The following is a 21,653-nucleotide window of genomic DNA, read 5'->3' as shown; positions in this document are numbered from 1 at the left end:
GCAACGTGGTGCTCAGTACATGCTCAGGAGCTGCTCCACGGAGAGTTCGGCGGCCGGGGCCCCGTCCGGCAGGGCCAGCTCGAACCAGACGGTCTTGCCGCGCGGGGTGCGGCGCGAACCCCAGGCGGCGCTGAGCAGGCCGACCAGCTGGAGGCCGCGCCCGCCCTCGTCGGTGTCGCGGGCGCGGCGGCGGCGCGGCTGGACGAGACCGGCGTCCCACACCTCGCAGACCAGGGTGCGGTCGCGCAGCAGCCGGAGCCGGATCTCGCCCTCGCCGTAGCGCAGGGCGTTGGTGACCAGCTCGCTGACGAGGAGTTCGGTGGTGTCGACGAGGTCGTCGAGGTCCCAGGCGAGCAGCTGGCCGCGGGCCAGCTCGCGGGCGCGTCCCACGGAGCGGGGTTCGCGCGGCAGCGTCCAGTCCCCGACCGCCTCCGCGGGGAGCCCCTGGATACGGGCCATCAGCAGGGCGATGTCGTCCTCGCCGTGCTGGGTGTCGAGGGTGGAGAGGACGTGGTCGCAGGCGTCCTCCAGCTCCATCTGCGGACCGGTGAGGACGGCCCGCAGGGCGGCCAGGCCCTCGTCCAGCGGCTGGTCCCGGGACTCGACCAGGCCGTCGGTGTAGAGGGTGAGCAGGGCGTTCTCCGACAGCTCGACCTCGACCTCCTCGAACGGCTCGCCGCCGACGCCCAGCGGCATGCCCGGGGGCACCTCGATGAGCCGGGCGGGCCGGCCGGGCTCGACCACGGCCGGGGGGAGGTGCCCGGCGTTGGCGAACGTGCAGCGCCGGGTGACCGGGTCGTAGACGGCGTACACGCAGGTCGCGAGGTACACCTCGGAGAGGTCGGCCTCGCGGGACTTCTGTGCGGCGCGGGAGGGCCACTGGGCTCCGCCGCTGCCGCCGAGGCCCTCGCTGCGCTCGCCGCCGCTCGGGGAGCCGAGGCCGCGGGCGACCTCGTCGAGGGCGGAGAGCACTTCGGCGGGCTCCAGGTCGAGCAGGGCCAGGGTCCGCACGGCGGTGCGCAGTTCGCCCATGGCGACGGCGGCGCGCAGACCGCGGCCCATGACGTCGCCGACGACGAGGGCGGTGCGGTGGCCGGGCAGCTCGATCACGTCGAACCAGTCGCCGCCGACCTCGGTGGCGGTGTTGCCCGGCAGGTAGCGGCAGGCGATGTCGAGGCCGGCCGCCTCGGGGTCGCCCGGCGGCAGCAGGCTGCGCTGGAGGATCAGGGCGCGTTCGTGCTCGCGGCGGTAGAGCCGGGCGTTGTCGATGCAGACGGCGGCGCGGGCGGCCAGCTCGGTGGCCAGGCCCCGGTCGCGCTCCCCGAACGGCTCGCTGCCCTTCGTGCGGGAGAACTGGACGAGACCGACGACGGTGTCGTGCGCGACCATCGGCACGGCGAGTGTCGACTGCACGAACCCCATCTCGTCGCCGGGGACGTCCTCGACCCGCCCGGAGCGCAGCGCCATGGCGCAGGCCGAGCCGAAGGGGAAGCGGTGGACGGAGCCGAGCGCGGGCGGCAGATCGTCCGGGCCCGGGGGTCCGCTGCCGGCCACGGCGGTGGGCAGGGCGTCGGCGACCGCGCTGGCGTGGGCCACCCGGCGCAGCTCCGCCGAGCCGCCGGCGGATTCGCGGTGGGCGGGCGCCCAGCTGCCGGGAGCGGCCTCCTCGCCGGTGAGCAGCCCTTGGTAGAGGTCGACGGCGGCGAGGTCGCAGAAGCCGGGGACCGCCACGTCGAGCAGCTCGCGGGCGGTGGTCTCCAGGTCCAGGGAGTTGCCGATGCGGGCGCTGGCCTCGTTGAGGAGGGCGAGGTTGCGGCGGGCGCTGGCCGCCTCGCGGGCGGCGATGTGGCGGCGGGTGACGTCGGTGGCGAGGCCGGCGACGCCGACGGGGCGCCCGGCCCCGCTGTGCACCCGGTAGAGGTTCATGGACCAGTGGCGGCGCTGGGTGCCGCCGGGGGCGGGGCCGACGAGCTGGAGGTCGGTGACCGACTCCCCGGTCTCCAGGACCCGTTTCAGGGTGGCGGACAGCCGGTCGGCCTCGGCCCGCGGCAGGTAGTCCTCCACCGTGCGGCCGCGGTGGTCGTCGGCGGCGCCGCCAAAGACCGTGGCGAAGCGCTGGTTGGCCCGGACGACGGCGAAGTCCGTGCCGAACAGCACGAAGCCGAAAGGAGATTGGCCGAATATGGCCTGAGAGGCGGCGAGGTCCGTCTCGATGCGCCGCAGGGCCCGGACGTCCACGACGATACAGAGCGCGGCCCGCTCGCCCCGGCCGGTCAGACTCGGCATCACGTAGACCTCGGCGAGGCCGTGCGCTCCGCCCTCGCCCGGCATCCGGAACGGGACGAGGCCCGTCCACTCCTTGCCGTCCAGGATCTCGCCGACCCGCCGATGGCCGTCCGAGCGCAGCTCGGCGGGCATGAACGCCTCCACCGGGTCGCGGCCGACGGCCTCGGTCGAGGACATGCCGAACAGACCGGCGGCCCGGCTGCTCCACTGCTCGATCAGACCGTCGGGGCCGATCGAGAAGGAGGCGACCCTGATGTAGTCGTAGATCGAGCCGGGTGGGCTGCTCTGCCACACGACGTCGCCCGTGGTCCCGACGACATCGCCGACATCACCCGTTGTCCCAGGTATTTCGCTCACGCGACCGTCCCCTCCAGCTCACACACCGGACCGGTCCTGCCCGCAGTATTCAGCACTACGGGCCCGACCGACACGGCGTTCACGATCACAGCACGGTCTCAGTCCCTTTCAGCCAGGTTCTGCCCGACCTCTGGTGATCGCTGTGCGTCCCTCCACTCTCCTAACCAGGGAGAGCCAGCTCGAACCACACCGTCTTGCCGGTCTTTCCGCGACGGGTCCCCCAGCGACGCGCGGAACAGGCCACGAGCTGGAGTCCCCGGCCGCCCTCGTCGTCGGGTCCCGCACAGCGTTCGGTGGGTGGATCCGGAAGCGGATCGGAGACTTCCACCAGCAGTACCGGGGGCGGGGGAGCGAAGTCGGCACTCGGCGCGCCCCCGTCGGCGTGCGACTGCACCAGGCGTACGCCGATGGGTCCGGAGGCGTACCGGAGGGAGTTGGTCACCAGCTCGCTGACGAGCAGGACCGCGAGGTCGCCCACGGCGGTGTCGAGCCCCCAGGAGCCCAGCGCACCCCGGACGGCGTGGCGGGCGCTGCGCACGGAACCCGGTTCGGCGGGGAAGGCCCACTCGGCGCGGTCGCCTTCGGTACCGATCACGCCGATCACTTCCCAGGGACGACCGCGGGGTCACCCCTTGTACAAATGGTGACTAATCAGCCCATACCCACCATTTGTTGCTCACTACCGCACAACGTGCTGTTTGGTGCAGACGGGTGGAGTGGCGGGACGGCTCTCACGCGCACCGCGGCCGGGATTCGGGGCGGCGCGCCCGCCCCGGCCGGCTCGGCGTGCCCGTCCGCCGCCCCGGGATTCAGCTCAGCGCACCCGCCGCCCCGGGATCAGCTCAGCGCGCCCGCCGCCCTGAGGTCGTCGAAAAGCAACTGGTCGACGGGCGGAACGAGGGCCCGGTCGGCGAAGGAGAACCACGCCATCTCCTCGATCTCGCCGCTCGTGGCGAGCGTGCCGCGGTAGTCGCCGTAATAGCAGCTCATCCGCACGAGGGCGGCGTCCGGCCGGTCGTCCACGGGGGCCTCGTACGTGCCGGCGTGGACGACGGTCTCCCGGATCAGGCCGACCGTCAGCTCCTCCTCGATCTCGCGCAGGAGGGTCTGCAGATCGGTCTCCGCACCCTCGCGCTTGCCGCCCGGGATGTAGAAGACGTCCTTGCCCCGGGGGCGCGCGCAGAGGATCCTGCCGCCCTCGATCCGCACCCACGCCACCGTGTCGATCAGCATCGTCACCGCTCCGCCCCGCTCGCCGCACGTCCGGCGGCTTCCGTGCCCCCGGTCCGGGCGGGACCCTACCGCCCCGACCGCCGGACGCACGGCACGGCCGCCCGGAGCCCCCGCGGGGCCCCGGGCGCCGCGTCAGGGCGTCAGGGCGTCAGGGCCTGGTGCCCTGCCCGACGCGCTCCACCCGGTAGACCTGGTGGCGATGGCGGTCGTCGAGGCCGTCGGCGACCTTCCGCGCCTCGGCCTCCGTGGCGTACCTGCCCACGCGGTAGCGGTTGCCGCCGTCGTCCTGCCGTACCACCTGCCAAGGAAGCACGGCGCCGCTGTCGCTCATCGTGTCGCTCCCCCGCATATCGCCCCTCTTCCCACCGGCGTGCACGTCTCTAAGGATCCCCAGGAAACCGCAGTACGCATATGCCCGAGCGTACGCCTGACCTTCACTCAGCGCAGGCGGGTTTACACAAAGAGATACACATCCGGCCATCACGAAAGGGGCGCACCCACAGAATGCGCCCCCTCATGACGCGACGCCCCCGGTCGGCGCCCCTCGACCGCGCCGACGGGGCGTCATCCCGGCTCATCTCACCGGCAGGTGGTACGCGACCCGGTACCGGTCCGCCGGCACCACCACGTCGGCCGTCTCCACGGCCCGGCCCGAGGCGTAGTACGTCCGCCCGATGACGATGACCACATGGCCGGGGACGCCGCCCAGCGCCAGGAGCTCCTCCGCCAACCCCGGCCGGGCGCCGACCTCCTCGGCGACGTTGTCCACGACGACGTCGATCGCAGCCATCCGGTCGACCACCCCGCTGCCGCCCAACGGGCCCTCCTCCGGCAGCATCACGGGCGTCCGCCCGGTGACGGCGAGCGGCTCCCAGGAGGTGGAGAGCATGACCGGCTCCCCCGCCTCCCGGAAGAGGTAGTGCGTGCGCATCACGCGGTCTCCCGGCTCGATGCCCAGCCGCTCGGCGATCTCGGGGCTCGCCCCCTCCTGCTCACTGCGGGACTCCCAGGTCCCGCGCGCCCCCTCCGCGGTCTGCTCCTGCCGGAACGGGCTGGCCCCCTTGTCCGGGCGGTTGCCGGAGCGGGCGATCCTGCGGGGCACGGGGCGCTCGCGCACATAGGTGCCGGAGCCGGAGCGCCCCTCGACCAGCCCCTCCGCCATCAGGACCTTCCTCGCCTCCAGGGCGACGGTGTCCGAGACCCCGTACTCCTCCCGGATGCGGGCCTGCGACGGCAGGCGGGTATGAGGCGGCAGCGCGCCGTTGACGATCTTCTCCCTGAGATCGCTCGCCACGCGCAGATAGGCGGGCTGCTCACCGAAAGTCACAGGCCACTCCCAACAGGTTGACAGTCTGCGACAGCCTGACAACCGTGGGTTGTGCACCGCAAGCATAGGCCAGAGTTTCACTCAATGTGATGACCTTGTGACGATCCCTGCATACATCGCACGCGGACACCAGGCCAGTCCCGGACGTTCTCCGAGTCCACCCTGCCCAGCGCCGTACCGGCCGACACCCCGCACCGGCGCCACCACCTCCTCGCCCCAAAGTCCGGCAGCCCACAGGCTCTTGAACATTTATGGTCCAGACCAATACATTCCTGTGCACAGCACGGCCCCGCACTTCCTTCCGCTGTCCTTCTGCTTCCTCCTGCCTGCCTTCTGCCTTCCTTCCGCACCGGATCACGCACAGGAACGAGCCTCATGCGCCGAAGAAACCTGACCCGACTGACCACCGCCGCCGTCGCCCTGGCCCTGCTGGGAGGCATCGCACCCGCGGCCACGGCAAGCTCCGGCCACGACCGCGACAACGGCGGCGACCGCGACAAGGGCCACCACCGCCCCGCGTACAAGAGCGTCGGCTACTTCACCCAATGGGGTATCTACGGACGCGACTTCCAGGTCAAGGACCTGGACACCAGCGGGGCCGCGGCCAAGCTGACCCACATCAACTACGCCTTCGGCAACGTCAACGCCGAGGGCAAGTGCTTCACCGGCAACATCCCCGGCCAGGCCGACGCCTGGGCGGACTACGCCCGTCCGCTCGACGCGGCGGGATCGGTCGACGGCGTCGCCGACACCGACACCCAGCCGCTCGCGGGCAACTTCAACCAGCTGCGCGAGCTCAAGGCCAAGCACCCCGGGCTCAAGGTCATGATCTCGCTGGGCGGCTGGAGCTACTCCACCCACTTCTCCGACGCGGTCCGCACCGAGGCCTCGCGCAAGGCCCTCGTCGCCTCCTGCGTCGACCTGTACATCAAGGGCAACCTCCCGGTGGACGGGGCCCGCGGCGGCCAGGGCGCGGCGGCCGGCCTCTTCGACGGCATCGACGTCGACTGGGAGTGGCCCGGCTCGCCGGGGAACGAGGGCACGGTCTACCGCCCGGAGGACAAGAAGAACTTCACCGCCCTGATCCACGAGTTCCGCACGCAGCTCGACGCCTACGCGAAGAGCCGGGCGAAGGCGGCCGAGGGCAAGGGTCACGGTCACGGAAAGCCGAAGCCCAAGCACTACGACCTGTCGGCCTACGTGGCGGCCAACCCGAAGGCGATCGACGCGGGCTTCGACGTGAAGCGCCTCATGAAGGACTTCGACTTCGTCAACATCCAGGGCTACGACTACCACGTCTCCGGCGAGAAGAAGACGGCCCAGCAGTCGGCCCTGTACGCGAAGAACGACTTCAGCGTCGATCAGACCGTGCGCGACTGGGTGCGCCGCGGCGCGCCCAAGCACAAGATCGTGGTGGGCATGCCGACCTACGGCCAGGGCTGGACCGGCGTGACCGGCGGCGGCACGGGCATGGGCCAGCCGGCCACGGCCCCGGCTCCGGCGACCTGGGCGGCGGGCTACGAGGACTACAAGGTCCTGAAGCAGCTGGCCGCTTCCGGGACGTACAAGATCCACCGTGATGTGAAGAACGGCCACGCGTGGCTGTTCGACGGCAAGACGCTGTGGACGTACGACGACCCGCAGGTGCTGCGCACCAAGGCCTCGTACATCCGGGACAAGGGTCTCGGCGGGGCGATGTTCTGGTCGCTGGACGGCGACACCGAGAACGGTGAGCTGATCACCGCGGTCGACCGCGGGCTCAACCGCCGCTGACCCACCCGTGCGGGGACCGGCGCGCGACACTCTCGCGCGGGCACCCGTACCGACGGGCGAAGGGGCCGGGGCGACCGCGTGACGCGGCCACCCCGGCCCCTTTCCTGGACTCAGCGGTTCAGTGGTGCGGAACCGGCGTGCCGGAGCGTGTTCAGAACTGGAGCGCCCAGCTGTTGATCCGGCCGGTGTCGGCGCTCGCGTTGTCGCTCACCCGGAGCTTCCAGGTGCCGTTGGCGACCTCGGACGAGGCGTTGACGGTGTACGTGGTGACCACGTTGTCGCTGCTGCCGCCGGAGCCGTACGCCTTCAGGTTGTAGACCGAACCGTCGGGCGCGACCAGGTCGATCTTCAGGTCGCCGATGTAGGTGTGCGAGATGTTGACCGGGACACTCAGCGCGGCCGGGGCGTTACCGGTGACCCCGGTGACGGTGACCGGCGCCTCGACGGTGGCGTTGTCGTTGATCGCGTACCCGGTGGTGTTCTCGAACTTCTTGCCGGGGGGCGGTGTGGTGCCGCCCGGACCGACGTACAGCAGCCGGTTCGGCGAGCCGGTGCCCGGGTTGGTGACGACCCCGGGGGTGGAGGCCGCGACCAGTCCGGCGGAGACCTGGGCGGGGGTCGAGGCCGGGTTGTCGGCGAGGTAGATCGCGGCGGCGCCGGCGACGTGCGGGCTGGCCATCGACGTACCGGAGATGGTGTTCGTGGCGCTGTCGCTGGTGTTCCACGTCGAGGTGATCGAGGAACCGGGCGCGAAGATGTCCACGACCGCGCCGAAGTTGGAGAAGCTGGAGCGGGCGTCGGTGTTGGTCGTCGAGCCGACCGTGATGGCCTCGGCGACACGTGCCGGGGACTTGGTGTTCGCGTTGGTCGACTCGTTGCCCGCCGCGACGGCGTAGGTGATGCCGGCGGCGATGGACCGCTGGACGGCCGCGTCGAGGACCGCGTCGGCGCCACCGCCGAGGCTCATGTTGGCGACGGCGGGCTTGACGGCGTTGGCCGTCACCCAGTCGATGCCGGCGACGACCTGCGCGGTGGTGCCGGAGCCCTGGTTGTTCAGGACACGGACGCCGACGATCTTCGCCTTCTTGGCGACGCCGTGGGCGGTGCCCGCGACGGTGCCCGCCACGTGTGTGCCGTGGCCGTGGCCGTCCTGCGCGACGTTGTCGTTGTCGATGGCGTCGTAGCCGTTGGCCGCCCGGCCGCCGAAGTCGCTGTGGCTGATGCGCACCCCGGTGTCGATGACGTAGGCGGTGACGCCCTCGCCGGCCTTGTCGGGGTAGGTGTAGCGCTGGTCCAGCGGCAGGCTCCGCTGGTCGATCCGGTCGAGGCCCCAGGAGGGCGGGTTGGTCTGGGTGGCGGAGACCGTGAACGTGCGGTTCTGCGAGACGGACGCGACGGCCGGGTCGGCGGCGAACTTCTTCGCCTCGGCGGCCGTCGCCTCGACCGCGTAGCCGTTGAGGGCCGAGCGGTAGGTGCGCTCGATGCTCGCGCCGTACTTCTTCGCGAGGGCCTTGCCCTGGGCGGAATCGGACTTCGCGGCCGAGTCCTTCAGCGTCACGATGTAGCTGTCGCTGATGGTGCCCGGGGCGCCCGCGTTCAGAATCACGCCTTCGGGTGCGCGCTCGGCCGCGGTCGCCGGAAGCGCGGCGGTGGCGAGCGCGACGGCTGCCGCGGTGGCTATGACGGTCGCCGCGGCGAGTCTTCGACGGGCCTGGGGGGTGTGACGCGTCACTGACATCTGAGGGGTCCTCCTCATAGGCGGTGCTCTGGTGGGGGGTGGTGCCGGAGCCCGGCGGACTCCCGACAGGGGCATGACAAATCAGCCGGTCGAGCGCCCCGTTTTCTGCGTCGTCCGATGAGCGGCATGCCCTGCTGCCAGCGAAAGATTGACCGATCCATGGCGAACTCACAAGGGTGCCTTGGCGTGCGCCATACGCGCGCCATTCATCTGCCATACGCCTGACATGCTGGTGACCATGACGGTCTATCACTGCCCCGTGGACGGGACCCGGTCCGAGATCACCGCCCTGACCTGGTGCTGCCCGGTCTGCCGTGGCCCCTGGGACCTCGACTTCGCCCCCGAGCGGGGCGTGGCGCCGAACGCGCTTTCCGGGCGGGTCGATTCCTTGTGGCGTTACGAGGAATTCCTGCCCCTCGCCGCCCCGCCGATCTCCCTGGGCGAGGGCCGCACCCCCCTCGTCCCGCTCACGGACAGCGTGTCGGCGAAGCTCGACTACCTCATGCCGACGCTCTCCTTCAAGGACCGGGGCGCGGTGATGCTGGCGGAGCTGGCCCGCCGGCTGGGTCCGGACCGGGTCGTGGCGGACAGCACGGGCAACGCGGGCACCTCGGTCGCCGCGTACTGCGCGCGGGCGGGACTCCCCTGCACGGTGTTCGTCCCCGAGGGCACCTCCCCGAAGAAGACCGAGCAGATCCGGGCCCACGGCGCGCACCTGGTCACCGTCCCGGGCGGCCGGGAGGCGACCGCGCTCGCCGCCCGCGCGGCGGCGGACGGACCGGGGGTCTTCTACGCCTCGCACGTCTTCAACCCGTACTTCCTGCACGGCACGAAGACGTACGTGTACGAGCTCTGGGAGGACCTGGGCGGCCGGCTGCCGGACGCGCTGGCCGTCCCGGTCGGCAACGGCACCCTGCTGCTGGGCGCGGCGCTGGCCGTCGCCGAACTGCACGCGCTCGGCCTGATCGCGACCCGCCCCCGGCTGATCGCCGTCCAGGCCGAGGCGGTCTCCCCGCTGGCCGGGGCCTTCCGCGCGGGCGCGGACGACCTCCCTCCGGCCGATCCGTCCGACCCGGCCGCCGTGGTCTCCCCGACCCTCGCGGAGGGCATCGCCATTCCCCGCCCGCCGCGCGCCCGGCAGATCCTGGCAGCCGTGCGAGCCTCGGGCGGCACGTTCCTGACGGTGTCGGAGGACCACGTCCGCGAGGCCCAACGGGATCTGGCCGCGCGCGGCTTCTACGTCGAGACGACGGGCGTGGCCTGCTGGGCGGCGGTACGGGAAGGGGGCGAGGCCGTGCGGGGCAGCGTGGTGGTGCCGCTGTGCGGGGCGGGTCTGAAGACGGGCATGGCGGAGTGAGGGAGCCCTGCCTGGTGGCCGGCCCGGGACCAGGCACGACGGGGAGAGCGGGCCCGCCCCACAGCCGGCCCCGGAACCGGCCCGGCGGGGTGAGGGCGGGGCGCGGGGATCTGCTCCATCCGGCGGTCCGACGGGTGCCCGGCGCGGTGGGCGTGCGTGCCGTGACGGCCGCCCGCACCCGCCCGTCCCTACCTTCGTCCTGTGAGCCTCTCGCGCATCTCCGTCCTCGCACCCCTCGTCGCGGCCGCCCTGATCGCACCGCTGCCGCCCCTCGCCGGCGCCACCGGGACCCCCGGCGGCCCCGTGCCGCCGACGGGCCCGGCCCACCCGTCCGGCTCCCCCGCACCGCCCTCTCCCCCGCCGCCGTCCCCGGCCGTGCCCGCCTGCGGCGCGACAAGCGGCCAGGGCGGTCCCGGGACCTCCTGGGCGCCGACATCCACCCGCTTCGGGGAGGCCGCCGGCTACGACCCGTACATCGGCAACGGCTACCTCGGCCACCGGGTCCCCCCGGCCGGAGCCGGTTACGCGGCCACCGGCGAGAAGACCGGCTGGCCGCTCTACACCCCCCGCTACGACGGCGCGTTCGTCTCCGGGCTCTACGCCCGGGACAAGGCCGTCTCCGAGGGCCGCGAGGTGATCGCCGCGCTGCCGAGCTGGACGAACATCGATGTGGGCGTGGGCGAGGAGACCCTCGGCCCGGACACCCCGGCGGGCCGGATCTCGCACTACCGGCAGACGGTCTTCCTCTCCTGCGGCCTCGTGCGCACCTCCCTGCGGTGGACGACGGCCGACGGCCGGGCCACCGACCTCGTGTACGAGGTGCTCGCCGACCGGTCCGACGTCCACACCGGAGCCGTACGCCTGCGGATGACGCCGCGCTGGAGCGGCACCGCGACCGTCACCGGCCGGCTCGACGACCGGGGCGCGCGCCGGATCGCGCTGCGCGAGGACGGCACGTTCCGGACGCTGGGCACCGGGATCGAGGGGGCCGTCGCCCAGACCGTGCGGCGCGGCTCGGGCGTGGTCGAGACCCCGCGGCCGGGGGCCCGTACGACCCCGGGGGCGACGCCGGTCCGCGCGGGCCGGACGTACACGTTCGAGAAGTACGTCGGCGTCGACACCGCCCTGACCTCCCGCGCCCCGGCCGAGGACGCCCGCGAGGCGGCGCACCGGGCGGCACGGCGCGGCTGGGACCGGGTCTTCGCGGCGAACGAGGCCGCCTGGCGGGAGGCCTGGTCCGCCGATGTGCTGGTCCCGGGAGACCGGCGGCTCCAGGGCTGGCTGCGCTCGGCCCAGTACGGACTGCTCGCGAGCACCCGTCGCGGCTCCGCCGACAGCATCGCCCCGGCCGGCCTGACCAGCGACAACTACGCGGGCATGGTCTTCTGGGACGCCGAGACGTGGATGTTCCCGGGCCTGCTCGCCACCCGCCCGGAGCTGGCGCGTTCGGTGGTCGAGTACCGCTACCGCACCCGGGGCGCGGCCCGCGCGAACGCCGAGGAGTACGGCCACCGGGGCCTGTTCTACCCGTGGACCAGCGCGAGCCGGGGCCGTATGGACTCCGAGTGCCAGAGTTGGGACCCGCCGCACTGCCTGACCCAGAACCACCTCCAGGGCGACGTCTCGCTCGCCGTCTGGCAGTACTACCTCGCCACCGGCGACCGCGACTGGCTGGCGGCGCGGGGCTGGCCCCTGCTCCGGGGCATCGCCGAGTTCTGGGAGTCGCGCGCCACGGCGAACGCGGACGGCAGCTACTCCGTCAACGACGTGGCGGGCCCCGACGAGTACAGCAACGGCGTCGACGACGGCGTCTTCACCAACGCGGTCGCCGCCACCGCCCTGCGCCACGCGACCCGCGCCGCCCGGCTCCTCGGCGAGCGCCCGCCCGCCGCCTGGAACGAGGTGGCGGACGGGCTGCGCATCCCGTACGACGCGGAGAGGAAGGTCTTCCTCCAGTACGCGGGCTACAACGGCTCCACGATCAAGCAGGCGGACACGGTCCTGCTGACCTACCCGCTGGAGTGGCCGATGGAGCCGGGCGCCGCGGCGGCCACCCTGGACTACTACGCGGCCCGCACCGACCCGGACGGCCCGGCGATGACGGACTCGGTGCACGCGATCGACGCGGCGGAGATCGGGGAGCCGGGCTGCTCGACGTACACGTATCTCCAGCGCTCGGTGCGGCCGTATCTGCAGGGCCCGTACGAGCTGTTCTCCGAGGCGCGTGGCGACAAGGCGGGCGCCTCGGACCCGCTGTCCGGCTTCCCCGCCGACGACTTCCTGACCGGGAAGGGCGGCTTCCTCCAGGTGTTCACGCACGGCCTGACGGGGCTGCGCCTCCGCGAGGACGGCGTGCGCCTGGATCCGACGCTGCCGCCCCAGCTCCACGAAGGCGTCACGCTGAAGGGCCTGCGGTACCGGGACGCGACGTACGAGGTCGGGATCGGCCCCCGGACGACCACGGTCCGCCTGACCTCGGGCGCCCCGTTCACGGTCCACACGCCCGAGGGCCCGCGCCGCCTCGCCTCGACGCTGGAGGTGCCCACCCGGCGCCCCGACCTGACCCCGACGGCCGACGCGGCACGCTGCCGCCCGGTGACGGCGGCCTCCGAGGCGCAGGGCCTCTACGCGGAGGCGGCGGTGGACGGGGCCCCGGCGACGTCCTGGTCCCCCGACGGCGCGGCGGGATCCCTGACGGTGGACCTGGGCGCGAAGCCGCTCCGGCTCGTCTCCGTCACCCCGGAGTGGAGCGACACGGCCCCCGCCTCGCACACCGTGGAGACCTCCCTCGACGGCCGCTTCTGGCGCCCCTATCTGGCGGGCGACTCGGCACGCAAGGTCCGTGTGACGGTCCGTTCGGAGGACCCGGAGAAGCCGGCCGGACTGGCGGAGCTGCGGGTGGAGGCGAACGACCGGTAGTGCCCGCCGGGCCACCGGTCGGCGCGTGCCGTCGCACCGCCGGCCGACCGGTAGCCCGGCTTCAGGTTGTCGAAGTTCCGTGAACAGGGCCCCCGGGCGGAACAGGGGGTGTTACGACTGCTGCATGGCCGCAGACTTTCGTACCAAGGACGGCCACACCGTGGGCCTCGGCAGCACGGTGTGGTCGATCAACGGGGAAGGCCCCTTCACCCTCGCGAAGCCCGGTTCCGCGCCGTCCGGCTGGGTCTGCGCCGTGAGCGCCGACGGCGAGGACATACGCCTGCACGCGCCGGAGGACATCGGCATCTACTACAACAAGGTCCGCCGCACCGAGGTCTGAGCCGGCCGCACGGACGCAAGGTACACAGGCACGGGCCCCACGGACACGGGATCCACGAACGCGAGGTACACGGCCATGGGAACCACCGGCGCCGTCGACGGAACGGACACCTTTCACGAGATCGTCGTGACCGTCTCCGAGCCGGCCGGTGTCGGCCCGCTGTCCCGACGCCTCGGCGCGATCCCGGGCGCCGACGTCACCCGGCAGCGGTCCCGCCCCGGCGCGGGCGAACTCGGCGCCGCCGAGGTGATCCAGCTGCTGGTGCCCTCCTCGGCGGTGCTCGCCGTCGCGATCCGGACACTGCCGGCGTTCATCAAGTCCCGGAGGTCGTCCGTGACCGTGAAGCTGACCCGGGAGGACCGGACGGTCACGATCTCCGGCGGGAACCTCGACGACCCGCAGAGGGTCCTGGAGATCGTCGAGCGCCTGCTCGGCGACGATGAACGTGCCCGCGACGAAAGAGCCCTCGATGAGTGAGCCCGCGACGGGTGAACCCGCGAACCGGGACTACTCCCGGTCCCGCGCGGTCCTCATGGGCACCTGGACGTACGCGGACGAGTGCCTCGACGACGTGCCCGCGGTGAAGCGCAGCTTCGACCGGATGAACGGCCTGCTCCGCGATCCGGTGTGCGGCCCCTGGCCCGACGCCTCCCTCGTGACCTTCGCGAACATGACCACGCTCGGCACGATCCATCGCGATCTCATCTCGACGCTCAAGGAGGCCGAGGACGTCGCGTTCTTCTACTACGTCGGACACGGGATCTACGACCATCGGGAGCGGCTGTGCCTCACCGTGGTCGACACCCTGCGGGACGCGGACCTCACGGCCGCCACGGGGCTCCCGTTCGACGCGGTGCGGGACGCGTTCCGCGCCAGCCGCGCCCGGGTCAAGATCGCGGTGCTCGACTGCTGCTACGCGGGGCTCGCCACCGAGGAGTACGGCCGCCTCTCCGTCGACCACCTGCCGCCCGGGCCCGGCGCGTACCTGATGATGAGCAGCGGCGCGTTCGAGACCTCCTGGCACGAACTGGAGACGGTCGCCGACGCGCAGACGTACTTCACGAAGGCCCTCGTGGACACCGTGTACGAGGGCCTGAGCGGCGCACCGGCCGGCCTCACGTTCGACCACATCTTCGGCGCGGTCTCCGACCACCTCGTGGCGAACGGGAGGCCCGAACCGGGCCGCCGCGTCGAGAACCACGCCGCCCGCTGGGTGTTCGCCCGGAACAACGCCCCCGAAGCCCCGCCCGAGCCGGGCGCCGATCCCGAGGCCGTCTACCGCGAGGCGTACCGGCGGGAGACCAAGGAGGGCGTCGAGCGGCTCCCCGCGATCGCCGCGCTGTACGAGGGCCCGGCCGCGACCGGGCACACGCCGTCGATGAACCGGCTCGGACAGATCGCCGAGGGCCGGGTCCGGGCGAGGATGCAGGGGATCAAGCCGGGTCCGGTCGAGGGGAAGGCCCTCCAGGAGGCGACCCAGTGGTACGTGCGGTCCTCCGAGGCCGGCGATCCGGTCGCCCCGCTCCACCTCGGGCAGCTCTACGAGGAGCAGTACGGCAACCAGGACCGGGCGCTGTACTGGTACGCCCTCGCCGCGCGCCGGGGCAACACGGCGGCCCAGGAGCGGCTGACGGGGCTGGAACAGCGCATCCGCCTGGGCATCGGGCCGCCTCGGCGGACCGGGGAGGAGGAGACGGAGCCGCCCCGCCCCGATCCACCGGCCCCGGCGCCCGGGCCCACCCTCGCCGTCCTCGCCGCCGTCGCCGCCCTCGCGTCCGGCGTACCGCGCGAACGCTGGCTGGCCGCGTGGGACGGATCGGATTCGCTGGCGCTGGCGCAGTGCCTCGACGTCCTGGTCGATGCCTGCGGCGGCGCCTACGGGGAGTGGTCGACGCTCGACGAGACGGAACAGGCGCGTGTCCTCTCCGACTTTGCCGGACTGCGGCCGCTCAGGTCGGACCTGGCGAGCACGGCACGCCGCTACTACGAGACCGTCGGCCGGGGGAGGCTCCGCGCCTACGCGGCCGGACTGGACGGCCGCCGCCCCTGACCGACCCCGCCCCGCCCCTTACTCCTCCCCCCTTTCCCTCCCCCTCCCCCCAGCTCCTGCGACGCACGGCACAGACAGGGAGTGCGACATGTCGATCCCCGATATCAGCGAGGCGCTCGGGCAGTCGCTGCGACGCCACCGGTTCGTGCTCCGGGCACAGCCCGGCACGACCCCCGGCGAGGAGACCGTCCACGTGATCCTTGACCAGGGCGGGGAAACGTTTCACGCGGGCCATCTGGACCACTACCTGGGACTGTGGAGCGCTTTCGCCGTCGTACGCCCCCACGGCGTCTTCCGTTCGGACGAGGTCGGCCGGCACGCGTCGTTCGAGGACGCCGTGCTGGCGGTGCTCATGTCCTTCACCCACGTCGAGTAGCCGCACCGTGGCGAAGCGGCCGATCAGCCCAGTTGTCGAGCAGGAGGTGGGAAAGTGCGCGTAGAGCCGCGGTTCCGCGACCAGATCAGGTGCCTGGTCCTCAAGGACCGCCGGGCGAAGGCGCTCGACGAGGCACTGTCGCCCGGCGACCGGATCGCCTTCAACGGATTCCTCGTCACGGTGATCGCCGTGATGCTCGCGCCGCGCCTGGGCGACCGGTGCGGCATCGAGGACCTGGCGGCGTTCAGCGACGAGGTCGCCGCCGCCCACCGCGTCGAGCGGCGGCCGGTCAACGAGTTCGTCGTGGAGGAGATCCTCCGCGAGATCTACGGGGTGCCACCGCTGTTCCACAGATTTTCTGTCCCTCCCCCGGCGATCTCATGGGCGGGCGCGGCGATCGTGCGGCACGTGAACAACACCAACCCCACCGTCGCCGGCGGCATCGACCGCACGCTGGACACGGCGGCGGACCTGCACCACCGCCGTACCGGAACCTGACGGGGCACGACGCCGCCGGGGGGCGGTACGGGGCTGCGGATGGCCACGCAGGCCGTACGGGACCGTACGTGCTCACCGCCGGGGCCCAGGTGCTGCCCGGGCCGTACGGGACTGCCGGGCCGCACGCGCGCCACGCGGGTCGCACGAGCAGGGGTGGCGCGCGAAGTCGCACGAGCAAGGCTGCCACGCGAGGTCGCAGGAGCAGGGCTGCCGCGCGAGGTCGTGCAAGGAGGGCTGTCGGGCGCTCGGGAGCCGCCCCCGTACCGCTGCTGCCGCTCAGTCGCCGGAAGCCTGCTCCCGCCCCGGCAGCCGTGTCTCTCCCGCGGCTTCCGCCTCCGCCTTCGCGTCGCTCACGGCGACGGCGGCCTGCTTCGCGGCCTCGTCGGCTGCCGCGACGGCGTCCAGCGCGAGGGTGGAGTTCGCCTCGACCTCCGGGGCCCCCACGTGGTCCTTGTCCGAGGCGTCGGCGTCGGTCGCGTCCTCGCGCTGCGCACCGGGCGGGGGCGCGGTGCCCGACGCCTGGTCGCCGAACGCGGTGGTGACGGTGCGGATCGCCTCGGTCAGCTCGCCCGGAATCACCCAGAAGGTGTTGTTGTCGCTCTGCGCCAGATGCGGGAGCGTCTCCAGGTACTTGTAGGCCAGGACCTTCGCGTCGGCGTTGTTGCGGTGGACGGCCTGGAAGACGAGTTCCACGGCCTTCGACTCGCCGTCCGCCCGGAGAATCATGGCCTGCTGCGTACCCTGCGCCTCCAGGATGTCCTTCTGCTTCGTGCCCTCCGCGGTGAGGATCTTGGCCTGCCGCTCACCCTCGGCGTGCAGGATGGCCGCGCGCTTGTCGCGCTCGGCCCGCATCTGCTTCTCCATCGCCTCTTTGATGGTGTTCGGCGGATCGATGGCCTTGATCTCGACGCGGTTGACCCGGATGCCCCACTTGCCGGTCGCGTCGTCGAGGACGGCCCGGAGCCGGGCGTTGATCTCCTCACGCGAGGTGAGCGTCCCCTCCAGGTCCATGCTGCCGATGACGTTGCGCAGGGTGGTCACGGTGAGCTGATCGATGGCGTGCAGATAGTCGGCGACCTCGTAGGCCGCCGCCCGCGGATCGGTGATCTGGTAGTAGAGCACGGTGTCGATGTTGACCACGAGGTTGTCCTCGGTGATCACCGGCTTGGGGTCGGAGGAGTACACCTGCTCACGCACGTCGAGCTTGGTGTTGACCCGGTCCGCCACCGGCAGGACGAAGTTCAGGCCCGGCTGGAGCGTCCGGCGGTACCGGCCGAACCGCTCGATGTTGTAGCGGCGCGCCTGCGGAACGATACGCACGGTGGCGGCCACGAGGAACACGACGACGATCGCCGCCACAAGAATCGGGATGACAACCGGATCCATACTTCCTCCTCGGTCCTCCCGCGCTGCGAGCCGTTCACGGAAGGAGTTCGCGGGGATACACGACGGCGGTGGCGCCCTCGATCTCCATGACGTCCACCAGAGCGCCCACCGGAATCACCAGGTTTTCATCGAGAGCGCGAGCCGACCACTCCTCGCCGGAGATCTTGATCAGCCCGTGGGTCGCGGTGACCTCCTGCACGACCTCGGCCCGCTTGCCGATCAGCGCGTCGCTGCCCTCGTAGGTCAAGGGCCCCTGCGTCATCTGCCGGAGCGCGACAGGCCGGACGAGGGCCAGACCCGCCACCGCCGCCAGCCCGAGCGCCACGAGCTGCCCCAGCAGACCGACGCCCACTCCGGCCACGACGGCAGCGACCAACGCCGCGCCGGCCAGCAACCCGAAGACGAGCGTGAGAGTGAAGAACTCCGCAGCTCCGAGCGCCGCGGCGGCGAGCAACCAAGCGAACCACGGCATCGAATCAGCCTCCCCAAGGGGACTTACCCAGCTTCTTACCCCTCCGGGCCACGAACGGAACCGTCCGACGTGCCCGACCTGCGACCGGGGGCCGTGGGCGGGCTGCGGAAGCGCACAGCGGCGTAGCGGCCGAGGCTGGAATCTCAGGATGAGAGGAGCACCTCGTCAGGGTCTTTCCCCATCCGGACAGGACGACGGCGGCGACTTTCGCCCAAGAGATCGCGTTCACGTGGGACTCCGGTCCCGTTTACGGCACCCGATCAACCGCCGTCCATACGTCGTCGGAATATGCGCCACTCATCGCGCACAGTGACGCCGAAGGGGTCGAACCCGGCAAAGGCTCGACCCCTTCTGATGTGCACATTCCGACTCATCATGCAGAGTATGCGCACGCCTACACGTTGAAGCGGAACTCCACCACGTCCCCGTCCTGCATGACGTAGTCCTTGCCCTCCATGCGGGCCTTGCCCTTGGCGCGGGCCTCGGCGACCGAGCCGGTCTCGACCAGGTCGGCGAAGGAGACGATCTCCGCCTTGATGAAGCCCTTCTGGAAGTCGGTGTGGATCACACCGGCCGCCTCCGGGGCCGTGGCGCCCTTCTTGATGGTCCACGCGCGGGCTTCCTTCGGGCCTGCCGTGAGGTAGGTCTGGAGGCCCAGGGTCTCGAAGCCGACGCGGCCGAGGGTGGCGAGGCCGGGCTCCTCCTGGCCCATGGACTGGAGGAGTTCGAGGGCCTCGTCGTCGTCGAGCTCGATCAGTTCGGACTCGATCTTGGCGTTCAGGAAGATCGCCTCGGCGGGGGCGACCAGGGCGCGCTGTTCGTTCTTGAAGTCCTCGTCGACCAGCTCGTCCTCGTCGACGTTGAAGACGTACAGGAAGGGCTTGACGGTGAGGAGGTGCAGCTCGTGGAGGAGCTTGCCCTTCTCGGTGCCGGCCGTGATGCCCGCGGCGAAGAGGGTCTGGCCGGTCTCCAGGATCTGCTTCGCCTCCTCGACCGCGGCGAGGACCGCGACCTTCTCCTTCTGGAGGCGGGACTCCTTCGTCAGGCGCGGGACGGCCTTCTCGACGGACTGGAGGTCGGCGAGGATCAGCTCCGTGTTGATCGTCTCGATGTCGTCCTTCGGCGAGACCTTGCCGTCGACGTGGACGACGTTCTCGTCCTTGAAGGCCCGGATGACCTGGCAGATCGCGTCGGACTCGCGGATGTTCGCGAGGAACTTGTTGCCCAGGCCCTCGCCCTCCGAAGCGCCCCGGACGATGCCGGCGATGTCGACGAAGTCCACCGTCGCCGGGAGGAGCCGCTGGGAGTTGAAGATCTCCGCGAGCTTGTTCAGGCGCGGGTCCGGGACGCCGACGACGCCGACGTTCGGCTCGATCGTGGCGAACGGGTAGTTGGCCGCCAGCACGTCGTTCTTGGTCAGGGCGTTGAACAGGGTCGACTTGCCGACATTCGGCAGACCGACGATTCCGATCGTGAGCGACACTTTGGCGACTTCCTGGAGTGAGGAGGGGGTCAGGGGCGTCCGGGGCCGGCTCGGCTGTCGGGCCGGGTCCGCCGAGTCCCGGAGTGGGACCGATTCTCCAGTTTACGGGGCCGCCCCTCGCGCTCGTACAGGGCGGTTTCACGGGCCCCTCGCGCAGGTTCGGACCGTGCCGCCCGAGTCGGGCCCGCCCCGGTTCGGACCGTGTCCCATCACCCGGGTCCGCCCCCGGTTCGGATCGTGTCCCCTCATCCGGGTCCGCCCCCGGTTCGGATCGTTCGCCTCACTCGGGTCCACCCCCCGGTCAGCACCGTTCCGCCTCCCGCGCTCGTACCCGGTTCGAACAGTGCGATCGCCCGGGCGCCGTCGGTCCGAACACTCCGCCTTTCGGCGGTGTGACATCGAACGCAACGCCAAGGTCGGCCAAAGCGCGTGTCCAACGCCTGATTCCCCGCCCCCCGCGACCTACGTTGTCCAGGTGGAGCAGCACAGGACACGTCCCCCGCAGCGCAGTCAGCCCCCGCAGGCCGCGACCGCCCCGCCCTCGCCGGGTGGTTCCGCCGTGTACCGGGTGCGGGTGCGCAGGGTGCCGCCGGTGGTTCTCGCGTTGCGGCGGTTTCCCAACCCCCGGCTCACCGGGATCGGGGCCGGGCTGTTCGCCGCCCTCACCATGTTCGTGCTGGCCTGTGTCGACCGGCTGCTGTTCGACGGCTCGGAGTTCGTCTACGGGCTGCTCTTTCTGCCCGTCTCCGCTCTGACCGCCCTCTGGGTCCGGCCCGCCGACCTGGTCACCGCTCCGATCAGCGTGCCCATCGCCTTCGCCGTCGGGGTGTTCCCGATCTCCGGTGGGTCCGAGGGGTTCGGCGGGCAGACCATGGGGCTCGTCACCGCCCTCGCCGTGCACGCCGGCTGGCTGTACGGGGGGACGCTGGTCGCCGGGCTCATCGCCACCGTGCGCAAGGTGCGGCAGATGCGGGCCCGGCGGCGGTACGTGCTGGCCCAGGGGCGTGGCACCGCACCCGAGCGGGCACCCCGGGCCTCGGCCGCCGGGGCCGTGGCGGCGAAGCCCGTACGGGCCGGGGCCGCGGGCGCGGGCGGCGCGGGTGCGGGGGCGCGGCGTCCTCAGCGGCCCTGAGCGGCGCTCGGCCCGCCCTCACCACCGCTCGGGCCCGCCCACCACACCGGCGCTCGGCTCGCCCACACCGGCGCTCGGCCCGCCCCCACCGGCGCTCGGCCCGCCCCCACCGGCGCTCGGCCTGCCCCCACCGGCGGTGGGGGCGGACCCGTGGTGCCGTCCGGTCCGGTCAGTTCTCGGCGTGCGCCTGGCCCGCGGCCGCCATCGCCGCTCCCACGATCCCCGCGTTGTTCTGAAGCTGGGCGGGGACCATCTCGGCCCTGACCTTCTCGATCAGCGGCAGGAACTTCTCCGCCTTGCGGCTCACGCCGCCGCCGATGATGAACAGCTCGGGCGAGAACAGCATCTCCACGTGCAGCAGGTACTTCTGGACCCGGTGCGCCCAGTGGTGCCAGCTGAGGTCCTCGTCCTCCTTGGCCTTCGTGGAGGCGTGCTTCTCCGCGTCGTGGCCGTGCAGTTCCAGGTGGCCCAGCTCGGTGTTGGGGACGAGCTTCCCGTCGGTGAAGACCGCGCTGCCGATGCCCGTACCGAACGTCAGCAGGATGACCGTGCCCGTACGGCCCTTGCCCGCGCCGAAGGTCATCTCGGCGACCCCGGCCGCGTCCGCGTCGTTCAGGATGGTGACAGGCTGACCGATCCGTTCGCCCAGCAGGGTGCGGGCGTCCACGTCGATCCAGCCCTTGTCGACGTTGGCCGCGGTGCGCGTGACCCCGTCCGTGACGACTCCGGGGAAGGTGATGCCGACGGGGCCCGTCCAGTCGAAGTGGCCCACGACCTCGGCGACGCCGTCGGCCACGCCCTTGGGCGTGGCCGGGTGCGGTGTCAGCACTTTGTGGCGCTCCCGCGCCAGGTCTCCGCGGTCCAGGTCCACGGGAGCGCCCTTGATCCCGGATCCGCCGATGTCCACGCCGAAGATCTCCATGGGA

At 72.0% G+C, this 21,653-nt stretch carries 19 protein-coding genes; 9 read left to right on the top strand and 10 right to left on the bottom strand.

The features are described from left to right. Nucleotides 1-12: 12 nt before the first annotated feature. The 5 genes from DTB53_RS18400 to DTB53_RS18380 all read right to left on the bottom strand — a co-directional run bounded on the left by DTB53_RS18400 (nucleotide 13) and on the right by DTB53_RS18380 (nucleotide 5,203). Entirely contained in the window at nucleotides 13-2,580 is a 2,568-nt protein-coding gene (locus DTB53_RS18400; protein WP_030705296.1) for a SpoIIE family protein phosphatase, read from the bottom strand. 223 nt (nucleotides 2,581-2,803) lie between these two features. Next, a complete protein-coding gene (locus DTB53_RS18395) occupies nucleotides 2,804-3,247 on the bottom strand; it encodes an ATP-binding protein (RefSeq protein ID WP_003966566.1) in 444 nt (147 codons plus the stop codon). Between the two features lie 233 nt (nucleotides 3,248-3,480). After that, entirely contained in the window at nucleotides 3,481-3,876 is a 396-nt protein-coding gene (locus tag DTB53_RS18390) for an NUDIX hydrolase (RefSeq protein WP_078562747.1), read from the bottom strand. A 148-nt stretch (nucleotides 3,877-4,024) separates the two neighbouring features. Beyond that, entirely contained in the window at nucleotides 4,025-4,225 is a 201-nt protein-coding gene (locus tag DTB53_RS18385) for a hypothetical protein (protein ID WP_003966569.1), read from the bottom strand. 225 nt (nucleotides 4,226-4,450) lie between these two features. Beyond that, nucleotides 4,451-5,203, bottom strand: coding sequence for a GntR family transcriptional regulator (locus DTB53_RS18380; RefSeq protein ID WP_003966571.1), 753 nt, complete (start codon nucleotides 5,201-5,203; stop codon nucleotides 4,451-4,453). 375 nt (nucleotides 5,204-5,578) lie between these two features. On the opposite strand from DTB53_RS18380, the gene DTB53_RS18375 reads away from it, so the two are divergent. After that, nucleotides 5,579-6,976, top strand: coding sequence for a glycoside hydrolase family 18 protein (locus tag DTB53_RS18375; protein ID WP_012379213.1), 1,398 nt, complete (start codon nucleotides 5,579-5,581; stop codon nucleotides 6,974-6,976). A gap of 151 nt (nucleotides 6,977-7,127) precedes the next feature. Here the strand turns inward: DTB53_RS18375 and DTB53_RS18370 are convergent, their stop codons facing one another. Continuing rightward, entirely contained in the window at nucleotides 7,128-8,714 is a 1,587-nt protein-coding gene (locus DTB53_RS18370) for a S8 family peptidase (protein ID WP_003966573.1), read from the bottom strand. Nucleotides 8,715-8,952: 238 nt separating this feature from the next. On the opposite strand from DTB53_RS18370, the gene DTB53_RS18365 reads away from it, so the two are divergent. The 7 genes from DTB53_RS18365 to DTB53_RS18335 all read left to right on the top strand — a co-directional run bounded on the left by DTB53_RS18365 (nucleotide 8,953) and on the right by DTB53_RS18335 (nucleotide 16,254). Continuing rightward, nucleotides 8,953-10,071: a threonine synthase gene (locus tag DTB53_RS18365; protein WP_012379214.1), complete on the top strand. Its 1,119-nt coding sequence runs from the start codon at nucleotides 8,953-8,955 to the stop codon at nucleotides 10,069-10,071. Nucleotides 10,072-10,272: 201 nt separating this feature from the next. Then, entirely contained in the window at nucleotides 10,273-12,990 is a 2,718-nt protein-coding gene (locus DTB53_RS18360; RefSeq protein ID WP_012379215.1) for a glycosyl hydrolase family 65 domain-containing protein, read from the top strand. Nucleotides 12,991-13,114: 124 nt separating this feature from the next. Beyond that, nucleotides 13,115-13,330, top strand: coding sequence for a hypothetical protein (locus DTB53_RS18355; protein ID WP_012379216.1), 216 nt, complete (start codon nucleotides 13,115-13,117; stop codon nucleotides 13,328-13,330). Between the two features lie 75 nt (nucleotides 13,331-13,405). Then, a complete protein-coding gene (locus DTB53_RS18350) occupies nucleotides 13,406-13,807 on the top strand; it encodes an effector-associated constant component EACC1 (protein ID WP_012379217.1) in 402 nt (133 codons plus the stop codon). Next, nucleotides 13,800-15,380, top strand: a complete 1,581-nt coding sequence (locus DTB53_RS18345; protein WP_012379218.1) for a caspase, EACC1-associated type — start codon at nucleotides 13,800-13,802, stop codon at nucleotides 15,378-15,380. Before DTB53_RS18350 ends, DTB53_RS18345 begins: the two co-directional genes overlap by 8 nt. Nucleotides 15,381-15,468: 88 nt before the next feature. Continuing rightward, the gene (locus DTB53_RS18340; RefSeq protein WP_012379219.1) at nucleotides 15,469-15,756 is read left to right on the top strand and encodes a hypothetical protein; all 288 of its coding nucleotides are present in this window, start codon (nucleotides 15,469-15,471) and stop codon (nucleotides 15,754-15,756) included. A 54-nt stretch (nucleotides 15,757-15,810) separates the two neighbouring features. Then, nucleotides 15,811-16,254, top strand: coding sequence for a hypothetical protein (locus DTB53_RS18335; protein WP_012379220.1), 444 nt, complete (start codon nucleotides 15,811-15,813; stop codon nucleotides 16,252-16,254). Between the two features lie 276 nt (nucleotides 16,255-16,530). Here DTB53_RS18335 and DTB53_RS18330 read toward each other — a convergent pair whose 3' ends face one another. From DTB53_RS18330 to ychF, 3 genes are all read right to left on the bottom strand, one after another. Continuing rightward, nucleotides 16,531-17,640, bottom strand: a complete 1,110-nt coding sequence (locus DTB53_RS18330; RefSeq protein WP_003966581.1) for an SPFH domain-containing protein — start codon at nucleotides 17,638-17,640, stop codon at nucleotides 16,531-16,533. Between the two features lie 34 nt (nucleotides 17,641-17,674). After that, a complete protein-coding gene (locus tag DTB53_RS18325; RefSeq protein WP_012379221.1) occupies nucleotides 17,675-18,112 on the bottom strand; it encodes an NfeD family protein in 438 nt (145 codons plus the stop codon). Between the two features lie 394 nt (nucleotides 18,113-18,506). Continuing rightward, the gene (gene ychF, locus DTB53_RS18320) at nucleotides 18,507-19,595 is read right to left on the bottom strand and encodes a redox-regulated ATPase YchF (RefSeq protein WP_003966585.1); all 1,089 of its coding nucleotides are present in this window, start codon (nucleotides 19,593-19,595) and stop codon (nucleotides 18,507-18,509) included. Nucleotides 19,596-20,154: 559 nt separating this feature from the next. Between ychF and DTB53_RS18315 the strand changes: the two genes are divergently transcribed. After that, complete coding sequence (locus DTB53_RS18315; RefSeq protein WP_063744772.1) at nucleotides 20,155-20,727, top strand: DUF6542 domain-containing protein; 573 nt, start codon at nucleotides 20,155-20,157, stop codon at nucleotides 20,725-20,727. 169 nt (nucleotides 20,728-20,896) lie between these two features. Here the strand turns inward: DTB53_RS18315 and ppgK are convergent, their stop codons facing one another. Beyond that, complete coding sequence (ppgK, locus tag DTB53_RS18310) at nucleotides 20,897-21,649, bottom strand: polyphosphate--glucose phosphotransferase (RefSeq protein WP_012379223.1); 753 nt, start codon at nucleotides 21,647-21,649, stop codon at nucleotides 20,897-20,899. Nucleotides 21,650-21,653 lie beyond the last annotated feature (4 nt).

The sequence above is a fragment of the Streptomyces griseus genome, from assembly GCF_900460065.1.
GTDB lineage: Bacteria > Actinomycetota > Actinomycetes > Streptomycetales > Streptomycetaceae > Streptomyces > Streptomyces griseus.
This window is presented reverse-complemented; position numbering and strand designations above follow the sequence as displayed.